We start from the raw sequence: 18,857 nt of genomic DNA, 5'->3' as shown, positions 1-18,857 counted from the left end.
GCCGGATGCTGCTCGACGTCTTCGCCGTCGTCGTGTACCTGGCCGTGGGTGCCTCCTCGATCCTGCTGGTCGTGGACCTGGCTCGGGCGCGCCGCGGCCCGGGCGGCCCGGCGCACGACCTGATGGAGGCCGCGTTCCTCAACGGCGGGCCGGCCAGGGCCGTCGACGCGGCACTGGCCGCCATGGTCGCGGACGGGCGGCTGGCGGTCGGGGGTCCGGGCATCGCCGCCGTCCGGCGGCCCGTCGCCCGCGACCATGTCGAACGCGCCGTCCTGGACGAGCTGACGAGGGCGCCGAGCGGGGCCCTGCACCACCTCCGGCTCGCGGTGATGCGCAATCCCGCCGTGCAGGAGATCGGTGACGGGCTCGCGGCACGTGGACTGATGATCGCCCCCGCCGACGCCCGGCGCCGGCGGACCCGGGCCACCTGGCAGCTCGTGCTGTCCCTGGTGCTGCTGCCGGTCTCGTTCGTCGCGACGTTCGCGCAGTACGCGTTCCACTTCCACGCCTACTTCGCCTACTCCGCCGATTTCGCCGACATGCCGTTCCCGTTCGCCCTCACGGTCCTTCCCGCGATCCTGGTGGGCGCGGTCGTCGCCGCGCTCTGCGCCTCCCTGGCCCGCGTCCGGGTCACCGCGGCGGGCCGCCGCGCGGCCGCGGACTACCGGGCGGCGCACGCCCACCTCACCGACGCCGGCCGTCTGGTGGCGTTCGGCGGGCTGCGCGCCGTGCCCGACCCGGTGCTCCAGGGGCAGTTGACCACTGCGGCCCGGCTGGTTCGCGCCGGCGACGGGCAGCCCTCCCGGAGCGGTGCGCGTAGCGGAGGCAGGAGCCGCGGCGTCACGGCCGATACCGCGGGGTACGTCCCCGTCGCCGTGTGGTGCGCGGCCTCGGGCGACGACCCGGGCGGCGCGGGCGGCGGAGGCTGCGGCGGGGCGGCCGGTGGTTCCTGCGGCTCGCGCGGCGGTTGCGGCGGAGGCGGCTGCGGCGGATCGTCCGGGGGCGGCTCCAGTTGCGGAGGCGGTTCCGGCGGCGGTTCGGGCGGAGGGTCCGGCTGCGGCGGATCGTCGAGCGGCGGCTCCGGTTGCGGGGGCGGATCGGGCTGAGGGCTCCGGGTACCGCGGGCAGACCCCGGCGCCCCGGCACCCGGAGATCGGCAGCGGGGAACGGCCGGACGGGGCCCGGGCGGTGGTACGGCCGGGGCCTGGGCGCAGGGCCTGGGTTCAAGGGGCCCGGGCGCAGGGCCCGCGACCTCACGCCCGTAGCAGCACACCCGTACCGCCGCGCCCCGAACATCAGATGCGCACCGCCGCACATGCCGCAAAAGGGTCATCGGCCGCGACACCCGACCAAGATCCTTTACAAAGTCCGGTGCCGCGGTGACCTTCGAGCCACGACCGGTGGTGCGAAGGGAACGCGATGAGAGCAGCAGCCCTGTACGGAGCCGCCGGCTCCCTGATCCTGTCGGCCCTCGCGGCGGCCCCGGCGGCCGGGACGCCCCGGTACGCCGGCCCGGAGGAGCGCGGTACCGTCGTCGCCGCCGCCCGTGCCGCGGCCGCCGGCGTCACGTTCGGCGCCTGCCCGGCGGAGGAGGACCTGCCGCCGACCGTCGAGTGCGCCGCGGTCCGGGTCCCCCTCGACTACGCCGACCCGTGGGGACGGCAGATCAGCCTCGCCGTCAGCCGGGTGCGGGCGACGGGCGGGCCGTCGGTCCGCCAGGGCGCGCTCCTCTACAACCCCGGTGGCCCCGGCGGCTCCGGCATGTACTTCCCCGCGCTCGCCGGGGAACCCGAGTGGAAGCGGATCGCGGAGGCGTACGACCTGGTGGGCTACGCGCCGCGCGGCGTGGGCCGTTCCGCGCCGATCTCCTGCCAGCATCCGGCGGAGTTCACCAAGGCGCCGACCGCCGCCCCCGTCCATCCCTCCGCCGCGGAGAAGCGGCAGGGCGTCGTGCGTGCCCGGGCGTACGCGCACGGCTGCGCCCGCAGGGCCGGCCCGGCGCTGCGGCACTACCACACGCTCAACAACGTCCGTGATCTGGAGGTGCTGAGGGCCGCGCTCGGCGAACGGCGACTGACCTTCCTCGGCGCCTCGTACGGCACCTACCTGGGCGCCCTGTACGCGGTGATGTTCCCCGAGCGGGTGCGGCGGATGGTGCTCGACTCCCCCGTCGACCCGGACCCGGCGAAGGTCTGGTACCGCAACAACCTGGAGCAGTCACTCGCGTTCGAGAGCCGGTGGGCCGACTTCCGCGCCTGGGTGGCCCGGCACCACGCCACGTACGGTCTCGGCACGACACCCCGGCAGGTGCAGGCGGCCTACGACCGGGCGCGCGCCCTGCTGGCGAAGAACCCGGCGGACGGCACGGTCGGCCCGGGCCAGTTGCAGGCGGCCTTCACCCGGACCGTCTACAACGACCTGTACTGGCCGCGCCGCGCCCTGGCCCTGTCGGCGTACCTGAAGGGCGACCCGCGGCAGCTCGTCAAGCAGGCGAAGCCCCGCGCGTCGGCCGCCGCCGAGGAGGAGAACGGCAACGCCGTCTACACCGCCGTCCAGTGCAACGACGCGCCCTGGCCCACGGACTGGGCGGTGTGGGACCGGGACAACACCGCGCTGGCGCGGCGGGCGCCGTTCGAGACCTGGGCCAATGTCCGGATGAACCTGCCGTGCGCGTACTGGCAGCCGCCGCGGCAGCGGCCGGTCGACGTACGCACCGGGCCGGGGGACGTGCCGCCGCTGCTGATCCTGGCGGCGGAGCGGGACGCGGCCACCCCGTACGCGGGCGCCCTGAGACTGCAGCAGCGCCTCGCGGGTTCGGTACTGGTCACGGAGCGCGGCGCGGGGACGCACGGCATCTCGGGCGGCGACAACGCCTGCGTCAACGGCCATATGGAGGCGTACCTGCTGACCGGCAGGACGCCGGTGCGGCGCGCTTCGTGCGCGCCGCACCCGCAGCCGGACCCGGTGTCGCTGGAGCAGCGGGCGGTCGAGCGCTTGCTGCCGCCCGCTGTCTGATCTTCCGGGTCGAGGGGAGGCGGGCCGCCCTGCGGGGGTCCGCCTCCGGGTCGTAGGGGCCGTCAGGCCAGACCGGCCACCAGGTCCGCGACGCTCTTGCGGCGCCCGGTGAAGAAGGGGACCTCCTCGCGGACGTGCATCCGGGCCTCGGAGGCGCGCAGGTGCCGCATGAGGTCGACGATCCGGTACAGCTCGTCGGCCTCGAAGGCGAGCAGCCACTCGTAGTCGCCGAGGGAGAACGAGGCGACGGTGTTGGCACGGACGTCCGGGTAGCCGCGGGCCATCTTGCCGTGGTCGGCGAGCATCCGGCGGCGGTCCTCGTCGGGCAGCAGGTACCAGTCGTACGAGCGCACGAACGGGTACACGGAGACGTAGTCGCGCGGGGTCTCGTCGGCGAGGAAGGCCGGGATGTGCGACTTGTTGAACTCGGCGGGGCGGTGCAGCGCCATGTTCGACCAGACCGGCTCCAGCGCGCGGCCGAGGCGGGTGCGGCGGAAGAGGCTGTACGCCTCCTGGAGCTGGTCGGCGGTCTCGGCGTGCCACCAGATCATCAGGTCGGCGTCGGCGCGCAGACCGGACAGGTCGTAGGTGCCGCGCACGGTGACGTCCTTGGCCGCGAGCTGGTCGAACAGCTCCTGGACCTCGCCTGCGTACCCGGCGCGGTCCGCGTCCTGCGGCAGCACGTCCCGCAGCTTGAAGACGGACCACAGGGTGTAGCGGATGACCTCGTTGAGGTCCTTCGCCTTCTTACCGGCGTTCGGGATCTTTTCGGGCGCACTCATGGGGCTATTCTCGCCCTTCCCGGACCGTGCCCCGCACCAGGGGGCCCGTGGCGATGATCTCGTCCGCCGCGCGCTGCCCGCTGCCGACGCAGGCGGGGATGCCGACGCCGTCGTACGCCGCCCCGCAGACCCGCAGCCCGGGCAGCGCGGCCACGGCGTCCCGGATGCGGGCGACCCGGGCCAGGTGGCCGACGGGGTACTGGGGCAGTCCGTCGATCCAGCGGGTGACGTCGGCGGCGACGGGGCGGGCGGTGAGCCCGGTCGCCTCGGCGAGGTCCCCCAGGGAGGCGGCGACGAGCTCGTCGTCCTCCCGGTCGAGCTGCTTCTCCTCGCCGTACCGGCCGACGGACGTGCGCAGCAGGAACAGCCCGGGGGCGCGGTCGGCGACCCAGCCCCACTTGTGGGCGGAGAATGTGGACGCCTTGATCGTGCGGCCGTCCACCGGCGGTACGAGGAAGCCGGATCCGGCGGGCAGCGCGGCCGTGTCGGCGGCGCGGAACGCGAGGGTGACGAGCGCCATCGACGCGTACTCGACCCGGGCGAGCTCGGCGGACGCGGCCGGTGCCGTGTCGGTGAGGAGGACGGAGGCCGACCAGGCGGGGGTGGCGAGGACGACACCGTCCGCGGTGAGCTCCGCCGCACCGGTGCGGATCCGCCAGCCGTCGGTGCCGCGGGTCAGGCCGAGCACCGGGGTCTCGGTGAGAATCTCGCCGCCGGCGGCCCGGACGGCGGCCGCGACCGCCGCCGGGAGGGTGCCGACCCCGCCGTCGAGACCCATGAACACGGGGCCCGTCTCGTGCCGCTCGGCGGCCCGGCGCTGCACCTCGCGGACTCCGTCCAGCAGGTTGCCGCCGGCGGCCCGGGTCGCGTCGAAGAGGGCGGGGACGGCGGCGCGCAGCGAGATGCGGTAGGCGTCGCCCGCGTACACGCCGCCGAGCAGCGGCTCGACGAGCCGGTCGACGACCTCGCGGCCGAGGCGGTCGGCCACGAACGTGCCGACGGCGACGTCCTCCCCGAGCTCCGCCGGGGGCAGTTCGCGCTCCCGCCCGATCCGGGCGACGCCCTCGGCGGACAGCAACCCGGACAGTGCCTCCGGGTTGCCGGGGACGCCCATCACATGGCCCTGGGGCATGGGCCGCAGGGCGTCGCGGGTCCACACCGATGCGGTGGTGGTGGCCGGGGCCCGCAGCCGGTCGCCGAGCCCGACGGCGCGTGCGAGGGCGACCGCCTCGGGCCGCCGGGCGAGCATCGACTCGGCGCCGAGGTCGACGGGGGCCCCGGCGATCTCCCCGGTGAGGAGCTTGCCGCCGAGCCGGGCGGCGCCCTCCAGCAGGGTCACCCGCACTCCGGACGTGGCCAGCCGGTGCGCCGCCGCGAGGCCGGCGATCCCGCCGCCGATGACGACGACACGGCCGGCGCGGGCCCGGGGGTGCTCTGACGTGGGCAGCATGCCTCCACTCTCTCAAACCGCCCCGGGCCGGCCGCCATCGGCTCGGGCGCGGCGGCCGGTGTCCCTGCCGTCCAGGAGGCGGTGTGCCGTGCAGGAGGCGGTGTGCCGTCCAGGGGCCCGGTGTGCCGCGAGGGCGGTGTCCGTACATGAGGGCGGGGTCCCGTACAGGGGCCCGGTGAGACCGCGCTCACCCGGCGGCGCGGTCGGCGGTCGGCGGTCCGCGGGCGGCGGTCGGCAGACGGCGGTCGGGGGTCCGCGGTCGGTGGTCGGCGGTCGGCGGTCGGCGGTCGGCGTCGCAGCGCACGGCGGCTCGGCGTGCCGTATCGAGTCCCTACCGTGACCGCTTCGGAACCGGGCGGGGCAACCCCGTTCGGCGGCCGCACGTCGAAACCGGCACCGAACCCATCGCACTCCTCGGGGGGACCATCATGCGTGCACGGCACAGGTCGGCGGCGGCACTACTCGTCGTCTCACTCGCACTCGCCGGCTGCGGCGCCTCCGACGACGGGTCCGCCCCGACCGCCGACCGGGCCGCCGGGGGCGAGGCAGCGAAGGCCGCCGCCCCCGGCGCCGCCGACGCCTCGGCCGGAGCCGCCGGCCCGAAGGCCGGCGCGCCCGGCGACGGCGGCAGGCAGCGCCTGCCCGCGACCCATGTCATCAGGACCGCCGAACTGGCCGTGGAGGTGAAGGACGCCGCCCGCACGCTCGCCCAGGCCCGTACCGCGGTCGAGCAGGCCGGCGGGCATGTCGCCGACGAGTCCACGGAGCGGGTCGACGAGGCCCGCGTCGAGTCCACGGTGGTGCTGCGGGTGCCGCAGGACCGGTACACGGCGGTTCTCGCCCGGCTCTCGGGCACCGGGAAGCTGCTGTCCCGCAAGGCCGACGCCAAGGACGTCACCGACCAGGTCGTCGACGTGGAGAGCCGGGTCGCGACGCAGCGGGCGAGCGTGGCACGGGTGCGGGCGCTGATGGACCGGGCGACGAAACTGTCCGACGTGGTCACGCTGGAGGGCGAGCTGAGTAGGCGTCAGGCAGAGCTGGAGTCCCTGCTGGCCCGCCAGGCGTCGCTGGAGGACCGGACGTCGATGGCGACGATCACGTTGCGGCTGTCCGAGCCCGAGAAGCGGCAACAACCGGACGACGAGGGCGCTCCTGGCTTCCTGGACGCACTGTCGGGCGGCTGGGACGCGCTGGCGTCGACCGCGCGGTGGGTGGCCGCGGTGGTGGCCGCGGTGTTCCCGTTCGGCGCGGCGCTCGCCCTGCTGTACGCGGTGTGGCGGTGGCTGGTCCGACCGCTGCGGACGCGGCAGACGCCGCGGACGCCGCGGACGCCGCGGACGCCGCGGACCGCCCGGGGCTCCGGCGTCTCACCGGCCCGGGGGCCCGGGCAGGAGTCCGGGCAGGACTCCATGCAGAACCCCGCACAGAACCCCGGACCGGACTCCGGACAGGACTGAACGGCCGCTCCCCCGTAGCGTGTTCCGTATGGAACGCATGGTGGTCATCGGCGGCGACGCGGCGGGGATGTCCGCGGCGTCGCAGGCGCGCAGACTCAGAGGTCCCGGAGAGCTGGAGATCGTCGCCTTCGAGCGGTCGCACTTCGCCTCGTACTCGGCGTGCGGCATTCCGTACTGGGTCGGCGGGGACGTGGACCGCCGCGAGCAACTCGTCGCGCGCTCGCCGCAGGAGCACCGGAGCCGAGGGATCGATCTGCGCATGCGCACGGAGGTCGTCGAGATCGACGTCCCGGGGCAGCGTGTCAGGTCCCGGGACCTGGAGTCGGGCACGGAGGCGTGGACCGGCTACGACAAGCTGGTCATCGCCACCGGAGCCCGGCCCGTGCGCCCGCGGCTGCCCGGGATCGACGCGCCGGGCGTGCACGGCGTGCAGACCCTCGACGACGGGCAGGCGCTGCTCGACACCCTCGCGGGGCTGGAGGGCCGCCGCGCGGTGGTGGTGGGCGCGGGCTACATCGGTGTGGAGATGGCCGAGGCGCTGCTGAAGCGCGGTCTCGACGTCACCGTCGTCAACCGGGGCGAGCAGCCCATGGCGACACTGGACCCCGACATGGGCCGACTGGTGCACGAGGCGATGGACGGCATGGGCATCACCACCGTCAACGGCGCCGAGGTCACCAAGATCCTCACAGGCCCGGAGGTGGGGGCGTCTCCCGTGCCCGGCGGGCCGGGCGGGAGGGTGCGCGCGGTCGCCACGGAGGACGGGGAGTTCCCGGCGGACGTGGTGGTGCTCGGCATCGGCGTCGAGCCCGAGACGGAGCTGGCACGCGCGGCGGGACTCCCCCTCGGGACGCACGGTGGCCTGCTCACGGATCTGTCGATGCGGGTGCGGGGGTACGAGGACGTCTGGGCGGGCGGCGACTGCGTCGAGGTCCTGGACCTCGTCTCGGGCCGCGAGCGGCACATCCCGCTCGGCACCCACGCCAACAAGCACGGCCAGATCATCGGCGCGGGCGTCGGCGGCGGCTACGCCACCTTCCCCGGGGTGGTGGGCACCGCGGTGAGCAAGGTCTGCGATCTGGAGATCGCCCGCACGGGACTGCTGGAGAAGGAGGCCCGTGCGGTGGGCCTGCGCTTCGTGACGGTCACCGTCGAGTCGACCAGCCGGGCGGGCTACTACCCGGGCGCGGCCCCGATGACGGTCAAGATGCTCGCCGAGCGCCGTACCGGCCGGCTCCTCGGCGTCCAGATCGTGGGGCGCGAGGGCGCAGGCAAGCGCGTGGACGTGGCGGCGGTCGCGCTCACCGCCGGGATGACGGTGGAGGGGATGACCGCCCTGGACCTCGGCTACGCCCCGCCGTTCTCCCCGGTGTGGGACCCGGTGCTGGTGGCGGCACGGAAGGCGACGGCGGCGGTGGCGCAGGCGGGCTGAAGCCCGCGGGCAGCGCCGCGCCGGCGGCCCGGGGCGGCGCCGTGCGAGCGGCGCCGGACGCCCGTCGGCGGGTCGGCCATGGGCCCGCCCCGGCGAACCGTGGGCCGGGCCCGTGGCCGCCGATCCCGTCGGACCGGGGGGCGGGCCCGTGGCCGCCGCCCTCAGACGAGCCGGGAGGAAGTCCTCGGTGGCCGCCCGCGGTCAGCGCGCCGTACGGGTGTGGACGTACTCCGTCAGCCGGGTCAGGGCGTCCGGGTCGGTGGTGGGCAGGACGCCGTGGCCGAGGTTGAAGACATGACCCTCCAGACCGCGCGCCGCGTCCAGGACCTCGCGGGTCTTGGCCTCGACGGCCTCCGGGGTGGAGAACAGCACCGCGGGGTCCAGGTTGCCCTGGAGCGCCCGGCCCGGCCCGACCCGGCGGGCGGCCTCGTCCAGCGGTACGCGCCAGTCGACGCCGACGACGTCCGCGCCGGCCTCGCCCATCAGGCCGAGCAGCTCGCCGGTTCCGACGCCGAAGTGGATGCGCGGCACCCCGTACCGCTCGACCTCGGCGAACACCTTCGCCGAGGCGGGCATGACCGAGCGGCGGTAGTCGGCGGGGGACAGCGCGCCGACCCAGGAGTCGAAGAGCTGCACGGCGGAGGCCCCGGCCTCGATCTGCACCTTCAGGAAGGCGGCGGTGATCCCGGCGAGCCGGTCGAGCAGGTCGGCCCACAGCTGCGGGTCGCCGTACATGAGCGCCTTGGTGTGCTCGTGGTTGCGGGACGGCCCGCCCTCGACGAGGTAGCTGGCGAGGGTGAAGGGGGCGCCGGCGAAGCCGATGAGCGGTGTGGCGCCGAGTTCACCGGTGAGCATCCCGATCGCCTCGGTGACGTACGAGACGTCCTCGGGGGTGAGGTCGCGCAGCCGGGCGAGGTCCTCGCGGCGGCGCACCGGCTCGGCGACGACCGGGCCGACGCCGGGCTTGATGTCGAGGTCGATGCCGATGGCCTTGAGCGGTACGACGATGTCGCTGAAGTAGATCGCGGCGTCGACCTTGTGGCGGCGCACCGGCTGCAGCGTGATCTCGGTGACGAGCTCGGGCCGCATGCACGACTCCAGCATCGGGACGCCCTCGCGCACCTTCAGGTACTCGGGCAGCGACCGGCCCGCCTGCCGCATGAACCACACCGGGGTGTGGGGCACGGGCTCGCGTCGGCACGCCCGGAGGAACGCGGAATCGCGGAGGGCGTCGGTCGTCGGCTGCTGGCCTGCGGACGGGGCGTCCCCGGCGGGGGAGGTGCTCCGAGCCGGGGGGAGGTCGTTGGCGCTCACGCCCAGAATCTTCGCATGTACGGGCAAGGAGCATGCGCGGGTGGGTGTCCCTCCCTGCGCCGGGCCCGCGTTCCGCCTACTCTTCCCCGCATGGCTGCGGCTCAGGGACAGTTCTCCGATCCATCCGACGGCGCCGAGGGCCCGGACGGCGCCGCGCGGGGCTCAGCGCCGCGGGCGTTCCGGCTCGCGGTCGACGCACTGCGTGCGGCACGGCCGCGTCCCGGGATCGAGGTGGACCCGGCCCGGCCGCCGCAGCGTCTGGCGCCGCACGCGTACGCCCTGGAGGCGGCGGTCGTCGACGGCGGGGAGGACCTGGCGGACGGCCGGCTCGTCCTGCTGCACGACCCGTCGGGTCACGACGCGTGGCAGGGCACGTTCCGGCTGGTGACGCTGGTGCGCGCCGAACTGGAGCCGGAGATGGCGGCGGACCCGCTGCTGCCGGAGGTGTGCTGGTCGTGGCTGACGGGCGCGCTGGAGGCCCGGAACCTCTCGTACGGGGAGCCGAGCGGCACCGTCACCCGGGCGGGGTCTCACTACTTCGGAGGACTCGCCGACCGGCGTCCCGCGACCCAGATCGAGATCCGTGCCTCGTGGACGCCGCGCGAGGGCGGGGACGGCACCCCGGACACCGCGGCGCACTTCGCGGCGTGGTGCGACCTGCTGTGCCAGGTCGGCGGTCTCCCGCCCGCGGGACCCTCGGGCGACCCCGGCGGTACGACGGCGGGCGTCGTCACACTGCCGCAGCGCCGGGGCCCGCACGCGCCGTAGCGTCCTGGGACGGGCCATGACGTCCCGGGGCGGGCCGTAGCGTCCTGGGATGGGCCGTAGCGCCTGGGATGGGGGACGCGCGGTGCCGCGGAGGGGAAACGGGCGGCGCGGGCAGACCGCGCAGACCGGGCGGACCCGGCGGACCGGGTGGCCCGGGCGGGAGTGACAGCGATCGCGGGCGGGCGCCGGACGGGCGGCCGGACGGCGCCCGCCAGGGTTCGTTCGCCCCGGGGTCCGCGACGGCGGGCGACGGTCGCGCCGCGGGGCGCACCCGGGTCGCGGACCGGCGCCGGGATGTCCGGACAGGGTCACAGCATGATCGATCACGCGTCCTAATTGCCGGAATTGTTACTCACCAAATCGTGATCTTTCTCTAAAGGCGACCAGGTTTGCTGCCGAAGAGGTGGTGACCCATCAAGCACGGTTCGCCCCGGCTTCATCCCCGAGCCGGCTCCGTCCCCCACCTTCCCAGGAGGCCTGGTGTCCGTTCTCCTCGAGCAGCCCGCAAGCCTGGTCGCCTACCGCCCGAACAAGCCGACGGCCATGGTCGTCGTGGCCGACCCGCGCGTCCGCTCCACCGTCACCCGCCACCTGTGGGCGCTCGGGGTGCGCGATGTCATCGAGGCGTCGTCCATCGCGGAGGCCCGTCCCCGCGTCGGCAACCCGCGCGACATCTGCGTGGCCGACGTCCACCTGCCCGACGGCAGCGGGCTGACCCTGCTGTCCGAGACCCGAGCCGCGGGCTGGCCCAACGGCCTCGCCCTCTCCGCCGCCGACGACATCGGCGCCGTCCGCAACGCCCTGGCCGGAGGGGTGAAGGGGTACGTCGTGACCGGCACCCGCACCAACCTCGGCCACCCCAGCCGCCCCGGAGCCGCCCCGATCGGCGCCGCGGCCGCCCGGCTGCACCGCCGTCCCCCCGGCGCCCCGAGCCACCCGGGCGGCTACCGCGAGCTCTCGGGCCGCGAGGTGGAGGTGCTCCGGCTGGTCGCGGAGGGGCAGTCCAACAAGGCGATCGGCGTCTCGATGGGCCTGTCCGCACTGACGGTGAAGAGCCACCTGGCCCGCATCGCACGCAAGCTCGGCACCGGCGACCGCGCGGGGATGGTGGCCGTGGCGCTGCGCACCGGCATCATCCACTGAGCCCCGCCTTTACACCGGACCAGCGCCCGTCGACGGAACGTTCCGTCGTCGGGCGCTTGCCGTTGACGGATACCCTTGACAGGTGACCGACGCCCAAGAGACCGCAGCAGAGCCGGACCTGCGCACCACCGGGGGCGGCCCCCCGGACGACGGCGTCACCGCCGACGGGGTGCCGATCCCCCTGCTGGAGCCGCGGGAGGGCATCCCACCGGTGGTCTCCACCCCGGAGGGACTGGAGTCCGTCGTCGCCGCGTTCGCCGCCGGCTCCGGCCCCGTCGCCGTCGACGCCGAACGCGCGTCCGGCTACCGGTACGGACAGCGCGCGTACCTCGTCCAGCTGCGCCGCCAGGGCGCGGGCACGGCGCTCGTCGACCCGGTCGGGTGCCCCGACCTCTCCGCCCTCGGCGACGCCCTCACCGGCAGCGAGTGGATCCTGCACGCCGCCACCCAGGACCTCCCGTGCCTGCGTGAAATAGGCATGCTGCCGACCCGGCTCTTCGACACCGAGCTCGCCGGGCGGCTCGCGGGCTTCCCCCGGGTGGGCCTCGGCGCCATGGTCGAGTCGGTGCTCGGCTACGCCCTGGAGAAGGGGCACTCGGCGGTGGACTGGTCCACCCGCCCCCTCCCGGAGCCCTGGCTGCGGTACGCGGCGCTCGACGTCGAGCTGCTCGTCGACCTCCGGGACGCACTGGAGAAGGAGCTGGACCGGCAGGGGAAGCTGGAGTGGGCGCGGCAGGAGTTCGACGCCATCGCCTCGGCGCCGCCCGCTCCCCCGCGCAAGGACCCCTGGCGGCGCACCTCGGGCATGCACAAGGTGCGACGCCGCCGTCAGATGGCCGTCGTACGGGAGCTGTGGACGGCCCGCGACAAGGTCGCCCAGCGCCGCGACGTCTCCCCCGGCAAGGTGCTCGGCGACGCGGCGATCATCGAGGCGGCGCTGGCGCTCCCGCTGACCGTGCAGGCGCTGACGGCACTGCCCGGCTTCGGGCACCGCATGGGCCGGCGACAGCTGGAGCAGTGGCAGGCGGCGGTGGACCGCGCGCTGGCGCTGCCGGAGGGGGAGCTGCCGCAGCCGGGCCAACCGGTGACCGGACCGCCTCCGCCGCGCTCCTGGGCGGACAAGGACCCGGCCGCGGCCGCGCGGCTGTCCGCGGCGCGGGCGGCGGTGTCCGTGCTGGCGGAGCAGCTGAACCTGCCCCAGGAGAACCTGATCACGCCGGACACCGTGCGGCGCCTGTGCTGGGAGCCGCCGGCGGAACCGGGCCCGGAGGCGGTCGTGTCCGCGCTGACCGCACTGGGGGCGCGGCCCTGGCAGGTCGAACAGGTGACACCACTGCTGACGAGGGCGCTGCAGGCGACTGCGTGACGCCCCGCCCGCGGAGGGTCCCGGATGCCCGGAGTTTCCCCCGCACGCCGGGCGGGCTCGGGGCGTGACGCGTACGCGCCGAGCCGAACATCTGACGCCGGACGTGGGACGTCGGAGGTGGGACGTGTGCGTCGCCGCCTGGGGGCGAGCCCGACGTCAGCCGCCTGACACCGGACACCAGCCCGCAGACACCGGACAACAGACACCAGCCGACAGACGACAGGGGACAGGCGACAAATGTCGGATGACAGATGACGACATCTGTCATCCGTCATCCGCAGGACCGGGGCGCGTTCCCGCCGAGCACCGCGACACCGCACACCGAACGCCGCACGCCGGGACCCGACGCCCCGAAGGCCCGGCCGACGAGACCGAACGCCCCGGAATGGAGCGGCGCAGGGGTGCGACGCCGGGCTGCGGCGCCGGGGGTGCGGCGTCCGGCGACGGAGGCGTCGGCGTGGCGGGAACCTCGCACGGCGGGCAGGCGCGACCGTGTGGTGTGTGACGTTCACCGCTCCCGCGACGAGGGGTGGGCAACCCTGTTACCCGCAAGTAGCATGAGGGCAGCAAGCGCACGCTTAGCCGCGTGACACGCAGCAGTGCCACCCCGCACCCTGGAGGAGAGCCATCGTGCCTCGTACCGTCAGGGACGTCGTCTTCGTCGACGGCGTCCGCACCCCGTTCGGCAAGGCGGGCCCGAAGGGCATCTACCACGAGACCCGTGCCGACGATCTCGTCGTGAAGGCCATCCGGGAGCTGCTGCGCCGCAACCCGGACCTCGACCCCAAGAAGATCGACGAGGTCGCCATCGCGGCGACCACGCAGATCGGCGACCAGGGTCTGACGATCGGCCGCACCGCCGGCATCCTCGCGGGCCTGCCGCAGTCCGTCCCGGGCTACTCCATCGACCGCATGTGCGCCGGCGCGCTGACCGCCGTCACCACGGTCGCGGGCAGCGTCGCCTTCGGTGCGTACGACATCGCCGTCGCCGGCGGCGTCGAGCACATGGGCCGCCACCCGATGGGCGAGGGCGTGGACCCCAATCCGCGCTTCGTGTCGGAGAAGCTCGTCGACGAGTCGGCCCTCTTCATGGGCATGACGGCGGAGAACCTGCACGACCGCTACCCGCACATCACCAAGCAGCGCGCCGACGAGTACGCCGTCCGCTCGCAGGAGAAGGCCGCCAAGGCGTACGCCAACGGCAAGATCCAGCAGGACCTGGTGCCGGTCTCGGTACGCCGCACCAACCCGGAGGCCGGTGAGACCGGCTGGGGTCTGGTCACCGCCGACGAGCCTATGCGCCCGGGCACCACGCTGGAGAACCTGCAGGGCCTGAAGACGCCGTTCCGCGTCCACGGCCGGGTCACCGCGGGCAACGCCGCCGGCCTCAACGACGGCGCCACCGCCTCGCTGATCGCCTCCGAGGACTTCGCCCGCGAGAACGGCCTGCCGGTCAAGATGCGCCTGGTGTCGTACTCCTTCGCGGGAGTCGAGCCCGAGGTCATGGGCTACGGCCCGATCCCGGCGACGGAGAAGGCCCTGGCCCAGGCGGGGCTGTCCATCGGGGACATCGGCCTGTTCGAGATCAACGAGGCCTTCGCCGTCCAGGTGCTGGCCTTCCTCGACCACTACGGCATCGCCGACGACGACGCCCGCGTCAACCAGTACGGCGGCGCCATCGCCTTCGGCCACCCGCTGGCGTCGTCGGGCGTGCGTCTGATGACGCAGCTCGCGCGGCAGTTCGAGGAGCAGCCGGAGGTCCGCTACGGCCTCACCACGATGTGCGTCGGCTTCGGCATGGGCGCCACCGTCATCTGGGAGAACCCGCACCACAAGGACGCCGGAGGCAACAAGTGAGTACCACCGCTGAGCTCCTGAAGGGCGCGGCCGAGCTGTTCCCGGACGAGGTCGTCACCCAGGCGCACGTGCGCCACCTCGACCTCCCCGGCGGCGCGGGCAGGTTCGCCCTCATCACGCTGGACAACGGCCTGGACCACACCAAGCCGACGACGTTCGGCCCGCAGTCGCTGGCGAACCTCAACGCCGCGATCGACCAGGTGGAGAAGGAGGCGTCCGAGGGCGCCGTGGTCGGTGCCGGAATCACCGGCAAGCCGTTCATCTTCGCCGTCGGCGCCGACCTCAAGGGCGTCGAGCTGCTGAAGCGGCACGAGGACGCGCTGGCCATCGGCAAGGGCGGCCACGACGTCTTCAAGCGGCTGTCCTCGCTGGGCGTGCCGACGTTCGCGTACTACAACGGCGCGGCGATGGGCGGCGGTGTCGAGGTCGGTCTGCACTGCTCGTACCGCACGGTCTCCAAGGCCCTGCCGGCCTTCTCGCTGCCCGAGGTGTTCCTCGGGCTGGTCCCCGGCTGGGGCGGCTGCACCATCCTGCCGAACCTGATCGGGGCCGATCGCGCCGTCTCGGTGATCATCGAGAACTCGCTCAACCAGAACAAGCAGCTCAAGGGCGTCCAGGTGCACGAGCTGGGCATCGCCGACGCGATCTTCGAGGGCGCGGACTTCCTGGAGCAGTCGCTGATCTGGACCGCGTCCGTCCTCAAGGGCGAGATCGTGGTGGAGCGCCCCGAGATCGACCGCGGCGAGGCCTGGGACCAGGCCGTCGCCAGGGGCCGGTTCATCGCCGACTCCAAGGTGCACGGCGCCGCGCCGGCCGCCTACCGGGCCCTCGACATCGTCGAGGCGGCCAAGGACGGCGACCTGCAGAAGGGCTTCGACGCCGAGGACACCGCGCTGGCCGACCTCATCATGGGCGGCGAACTGCGTTCCGGGATCTACGCGTTCAACCTGGTGCAGAAGCGCGGCAAGCGCCCCGCCGGCGCGCCGGACAAGTCGCTGGCCCGCCCGGTCACCAAGGTGGGTGTCGTCGGCGCCGGTCTGATGGCCTCCCAGCTGGCCCTGCTGTTCCTGCGCCGCCTGGAGGTGCCGGTGGTCCTCACCGACATCGACCAGGAGCGCGTCGACAAGGGCGTGGGCTATGTCCACGCCGAGATCGAGAAGCTGCTCGGCAAGGGCCGTATCAACCAGGACAAGGCCAACCGCCTCAAGGCGCTGGTGACCGGTGTCCTGGACAAGGCCGCGGGCTTCGCGGACGCGGACTTCGTCATCGAGGCCGTCTTCGAGGAGATGTCGGTCAAGCAGAAGGTGTTCGCGGAGGTCGAGGCCGTCGCCCCGGCGCACGCGATCCTCGCCACCAACACCTCCTCGCTGTCGGTGTCGGAGATGGCCTCGAAGCTCCGCCACCCGGAGCGCGTGGTCGGCTTCCACTTCTTCAACCCGGTCGCCGTGCTGCCGCTGCTGGAGATCGTCCGGGGCGAGCAGACCGACGACGCCTCCCTGGCCACGGCCTTCGCCGTCGCCAAGAAGCTGAAGAAGACCGCGGTGCTCACCAAGGACGCCCCGGCGTTCGTCGTGAACCGCATCCTGACCCGCTTCATGGGCGAGATCCAGAACGTCATCGACGAGGGCACCCCGGTCGCCACCGCCGAGAAGGCGATCGAGCCGCTCGGTCTGCCGATGTCGCCGCTGGTGCTGCTGGAGCTGGTCGGCCCGGCGATCGGTCTGCATGTCTCCGAGACGCTGAACCGCGCCTTCCCGGAGCGCTTCACGGTGTCCCCGAACCTGAAGGCGGTCGTCGAGGCCGGCAAGCGCGGTTTCTACGTCTACGACAGCGGCAAGCCGGAGCTGGACCCGGAGGTCGCCGCGCTGCTGAAGCAGGGCGACAGCGTCCTGACGGAGGAGCAGGTCCGCGCCCGCGTCCTGGACGCGGTGGCGCAGGAGATCGGGCTGATGCTGGAGGAGGGTGTCGTCGCCGAGGCGCAGGACGTCGACCTCTGCCTGATCACCGGCGCCGGCTGGCCGTTCCACCTGGGCGGCATCACGCCGTACCTGGACCGCGAGGGCGTCAGCGAGCGTGTCAACGGCAAGCGGTTCCTGGCGCAGGGCGTGGCGAGCGTCCCCGCGTGACGGTGCGCTCGGCGTCTCGCGCCGTCTGAGGCGTGACGGGCGGCCGGTGACCTACGGCGTGTGGCGTGTGGCGTGTGACAGTCGACGCGTGACGTGCCGCCGGTCACGGCCACCGTCCGAGGGGAACACGCGCGGGAAGACGGCCGGGACGACAGCCGGGAAGACGGGAACGGGCCGTACGGGAGAGATCCCGTACGGCCCGTTCCCGTAGCGCGTTCCCGCGCGGGCCGGCCGTCCACGGGGCCACGACAGTCAGGGGGCCACGACCGGCCGGGTCGCGCGGTCGCCACGACCGGCCGGGGCCCGGCCGAGGCGGCAGCGCACCCGCGTACGGCGTCACACCCGCGTCCACGCCTCCATCGCCAGACCGGACTCGGACTTCTGCCGCGTCACCCGCAGGGAGCCGTCGCCGCCGAGCGCGGCGAGGACGACGCGGCCGGTGCCGTCGATGGCGAGGGCGGGGGCGCCGACGCAGGGGTCGCCCGTGGGCGTCCAGTCGAGGCCCGCGGACTCCTTCTCCGTCGGGTACGCGGCGAGGGCCGGGCGGCCGTCGGCGCCGCGCTGGGCCAGGATCGTGCAGTCCTGGCCGTCGACCGGTGTCCGGAGCACGGCGACCGGCCCGGAGCCGCCCTCCCCGCCGAGGGCCGCAGGGGCGGCCATGCCCTCGCGCCAGGCGTGGACGGCGCCCGTGGCGGCGTCGCGCCAGAAGTGGGTCAGCCGCTCGCGGCCGGTGCGCTCCGAGCTGACGGAGCCGTCGGCGGCGGAGAACGCGATGTCGCCGGAGCGCCGGAACTTCACGCCCTGGGTTTCCTGGTCCCACCGCAGCACGGCGTCCTCCGCCGGGGCGAGGACCTCCATCAGCCCGTGGTCGGTGACCGACGCGGCGGGTAGGCCGAGCGTCCCGCTGCCCTTGAGGTCGGCCCACTTGTTCCATTTGCCGTTCGGCACCTGCGCCCGGCCGCAGACGCCGCCGCCCGCGTTGCGCACGAAGACGTGGAGGGAGCCCTCCGCGTCCACCACGGCCGCGGGGAGCCCTATGGTCGCCGCGAGGCCGCGGTCCTGGGCGTAGGGGGTGCCGAGCGCGTACCAGTCCCGCATCGGGCGCCCGGACTGGTACTGGATGGCCTGCACCACGTCCGTGGCGACCTCGCCGCCGGCGACCGGGGTGCGGCGCAGTCCGACCAGCTGCACATAGCCGTCGGAGCCCTGGGCGATCGCCAGGTAGGGCAGGATGCCGGGGGCCGGGAACAGTTCGGGGCCGGTCCACCCGGGCCCGCCCGGCCGTTTCTCGGTCCAGCGCAGCACGCCGTCGGCGGCCGGTGTGTACGCGGACAGCCGCCCGTCCTTGCCGCGCAGCAGCCAGCCGGCGGTCGGCGGGAGCGACGGGTCGGCGGGCAGTGTGGCCGAGGCCCGGGCCGCCTTGCGCTGCCTGCCTTCGGCGCCCACGGGTTGGGGGGCGGTGCCCGTGCGACGCTTCGACCTCCGCGCAGACCGCAATGACATGGCCCGTTGCCCACCTTCCCCGAGCGCCGTGCAAGCGCTTGATTTACGTGACGATAACACCCGGTGACACCCCGGTCGGCACGCCTGCGGAGCGGTCCTGTGACACGCTTCCGCCATGGTCCTCCTCCTGATCGTCGATGGCGCGAACGTGGTCGGTTCGGTCCCGGACGGGTGGTGGCGTGACCGCCGGGGCGCGGCCGAGCGGCTGCGCGACGGACTGGTCCCGCTCGCCGAGGAGGGTATCTCCGGGCGCCCCGGTCCGGTCGAGGTGGTCCTGGTCGTCGAGGGCCGGGCGAGGGGGGTCGGGTCCGTCCCGGGCGTGCGGGTCGAGGACGCGCCGGGCAGCGGTGACGACCGCGTCGTGGAGCTGGTCCGGGAGAACGCGGGCCGTTCCGCGGTGGTGGTCACCGCCGACCGGGGGCTGCGGGAGCGGGTGGAGGCCCTGGGGGCGGAGGTCGTGGGTCCGCGGGCGGTCCGCCGCGGCTGACCCGGGCGTACCTCGGTGACGGCGGTGGCTCGGCGAGCAGGCGCACACACCACACGGCCCGGTATGTCCCGTTACGGGGGCATACCGGGCCGTGTGGCGTCGTGGGCGGGCTCGCCGCCGGGGGCCGCGTGCCTGCCGGCGCCCCCGGTCCTCCGGT

At 74.4% G+C, this 18,857-nt stretch carries 14 protein-coding genes; 10 read left to right on the top strand and 4 right to left on the bottom strand.

What is annotated here, in order from left to right:
- Positions 1 to 5 precede the first annotated feature (5 nt).
- Positions 6 to 1,106, top strand: a complete 1,101-nt coding sequence (locus DDW44_RS24485; RefSeq protein WP_108907758.1) for a TIGR04222 domain-containing membrane protein — start codon at positions 6 to 8, stop codon at positions 1,104 to 1,106.
- Between the two features lie 313 nt (positions 1,107 to 1,419).
- A complete protein-coding gene (locus DDW44_RS24480) occupies positions 1,420 to 3,015 on the top strand; it encodes an alpha/beta hydrolase (protein WP_108907757.1) in 1,596 nt (531 codons plus the stop codon).
- Between the two features lie 62 nt (positions 3,016 to 3,077).
- Here DDW44_RS24480 and hemQ read toward each other — a convergent pair whose 3' ends face one another.
- On the bottom strand, positions 3,078 to 3,797 hold the full coding sequence (hemQ, locus tag DDW44_RS24475) for a hydrogen peroxide-dependent heme synthase (protein WP_018888541.1): 720 nt from the start codon (positions 3,795 to 3,797) through the stop codon (positions 3,078 to 3,080).
- Positions 3,798 to 3,801: 4 nt separating this feature from the next.
- Positions 3,802 to 5,247 carry a protoporphyrinogen oxidase gene (gene hemG / locus DDW44_RS24470; protein ID WP_027733284.1) on the bottom strand — a complete coding sequence of 482 codons (1,446 nt, stop codon included), beginning with the start codon at positions 5,245 to 5,247 and terminating at the stop codon, positions 3,802 to 3,804.
- A gap of 428 nt (positions 5,248 to 5,675) precedes the next feature.
- Here hemG and DDW44_RS24465 point away from each other — a divergent pair, with 428 nt between their 5' ends.
- A complete protein-coding gene (locus tag DDW44_RS24465; protein WP_108907756.1) occupies positions 5,676 to 6,704 on the top strand; it encodes a DUF4349 domain-containing protein in 1,029 nt (342 codons plus the stop codon).
- A 28-nt stretch (positions 6,705 to 6,732) separates the two neighbouring features.
- The gene (locus tag DDW44_RS24460; protein ID WP_108907755.1) at positions 6,733 to 8,136 is read left to right on the top strand and encodes an FAD-dependent oxidoreductase; all 1,404 of its coding nucleotides are present in this window, start codon (positions 6,733 to 6,735) and stop codon (positions 8,134 to 8,136) included.
- Positions 8,137 to 8,337: 201 nt separating this feature from the next.
- Here DDW44_RS24460 and hemE read toward each other — a convergent pair whose 3' ends face one another.
- Entirely contained in the window at positions 8,338 to 9,450 is a 1,113-nt protein-coding gene (hemE, locus tag DDW44_RS24455) for a uroporphyrinogen decarboxylase (RefSeq protein WP_018888537.1), read from the bottom strand.
- Between the two features lie 90 nt (positions 9,451 to 9,540).
- On the opposite strand from hemE, the gene DDW44_RS24450 reads away from it, so the two are divergent.
- The 5 genes from DDW44_RS24450 to DDW44_RS24430 all read left to right on the top strand — a co-directional run bounded on the left by DDW44_RS24450 (position 9,541) and on the right by DDW44_RS24430 (position 16,710).
- Entirely contained in the window at positions 9,541 to 10,218 is a 678-nt protein-coding gene (locus tag DDW44_RS24450; protein WP_108907754.1) for a DUF3000 domain-containing protein, read from the top strand.
- A 480-nt stretch (positions 10,219 to 10,698) separates the two neighbouring features.
- Positions 10,699 to 11,361, top strand: a complete 663-nt coding sequence (locus DDW44_RS24445) for a helix-turn-helix transcriptional regulator (protein WP_017944764.1) — start codon at positions 10,699 to 10,701, stop codon at positions 11,359 to 11,361.
- Positions 11,362 to 11,443: 82 nt separating this feature from the next.
- Positions 11,444 to 12,727: an HRDC domain-containing protein gene (locus DDW44_RS24440; protein WP_108907753.1), complete on the top strand. Its 1,284-nt coding sequence runs from the start codon at positions 11,444 to 11,446 to the stop codon at positions 12,725 to 12,727.
- Between the two features lie 630 nt (positions 12,728 to 13,357).
- The gene (locus DDW44_RS24435) at positions 13,358 to 14,584 is read left to right on the top strand and encodes a thiolase family protein (protein ID WP_017944766.1); all 1,227 of its coding nucleotides are present in this window, start codon (positions 13,358 to 13,360) and stop codon (positions 14,582 to 14,584) included.
- On the top strand, positions 14,581 to 16,710 hold the full coding sequence (locus DDW44_RS24430; protein WP_108907752.1) for a 3-hydroxyacyl-CoA dehydrogenase NAD-binding domain-containing protein: 2,130 nt from the start codon (positions 14,581 to 14,583) through the stop codon (positions 16,708 to 16,710). The genes DDW44_RS24435 and DDW44_RS24430 overlap by 4 nt, the downstream gene beginning before the upstream one ends.
- 336 nt (positions 16,711 to 17,046) lie before the next feature.
- Here the strand turns inward: DDW44_RS24430 and DDW44_RS24425 are convergent, their stop codons facing one another.
- A complete protein-coding gene (locus tag DDW44_RS24425; protein ID WP_108907751.1) occupies positions 17,047 to 18,156 on the bottom strand; it encodes a PLL family lectin in 1,110 nt (369 codons plus the stop codon).
- Between the two features lie 172 nt (positions 18,157 to 18,328).
- On the opposite strand from DDW44_RS24425, the gene DDW44_RS24420 reads away from it, so the two are divergent.
- Positions 18,329 to 18,700 (top strand): PIN domain-containing protein, encoded by a 372-nt coding sequence (locus DDW44_RS24420; protein WP_108907750.1) that lies wholly within the window; start codon positions 18,329 to 18,331, stop codon positions 18,698 to 18,700.
- The last annotated feature ends 157 nt before the right edge of the window (positions 18,701 to 18,857 follow it).

The organism is Streptomyces tirandamycinicus (genome assembly GCF_003097515.1).
GTDB lineage: Bacteria > Actinomycetota > Actinomycetes > Streptomycetales > Streptomycetaceae > Streptomyces > Streptomyces tirandamycinicus.
The sequence above is the reverse complement of the archived record's forward strand: the minus strand, read 5'-3'. Positions and strand labels throughout refer to the sequence as shown.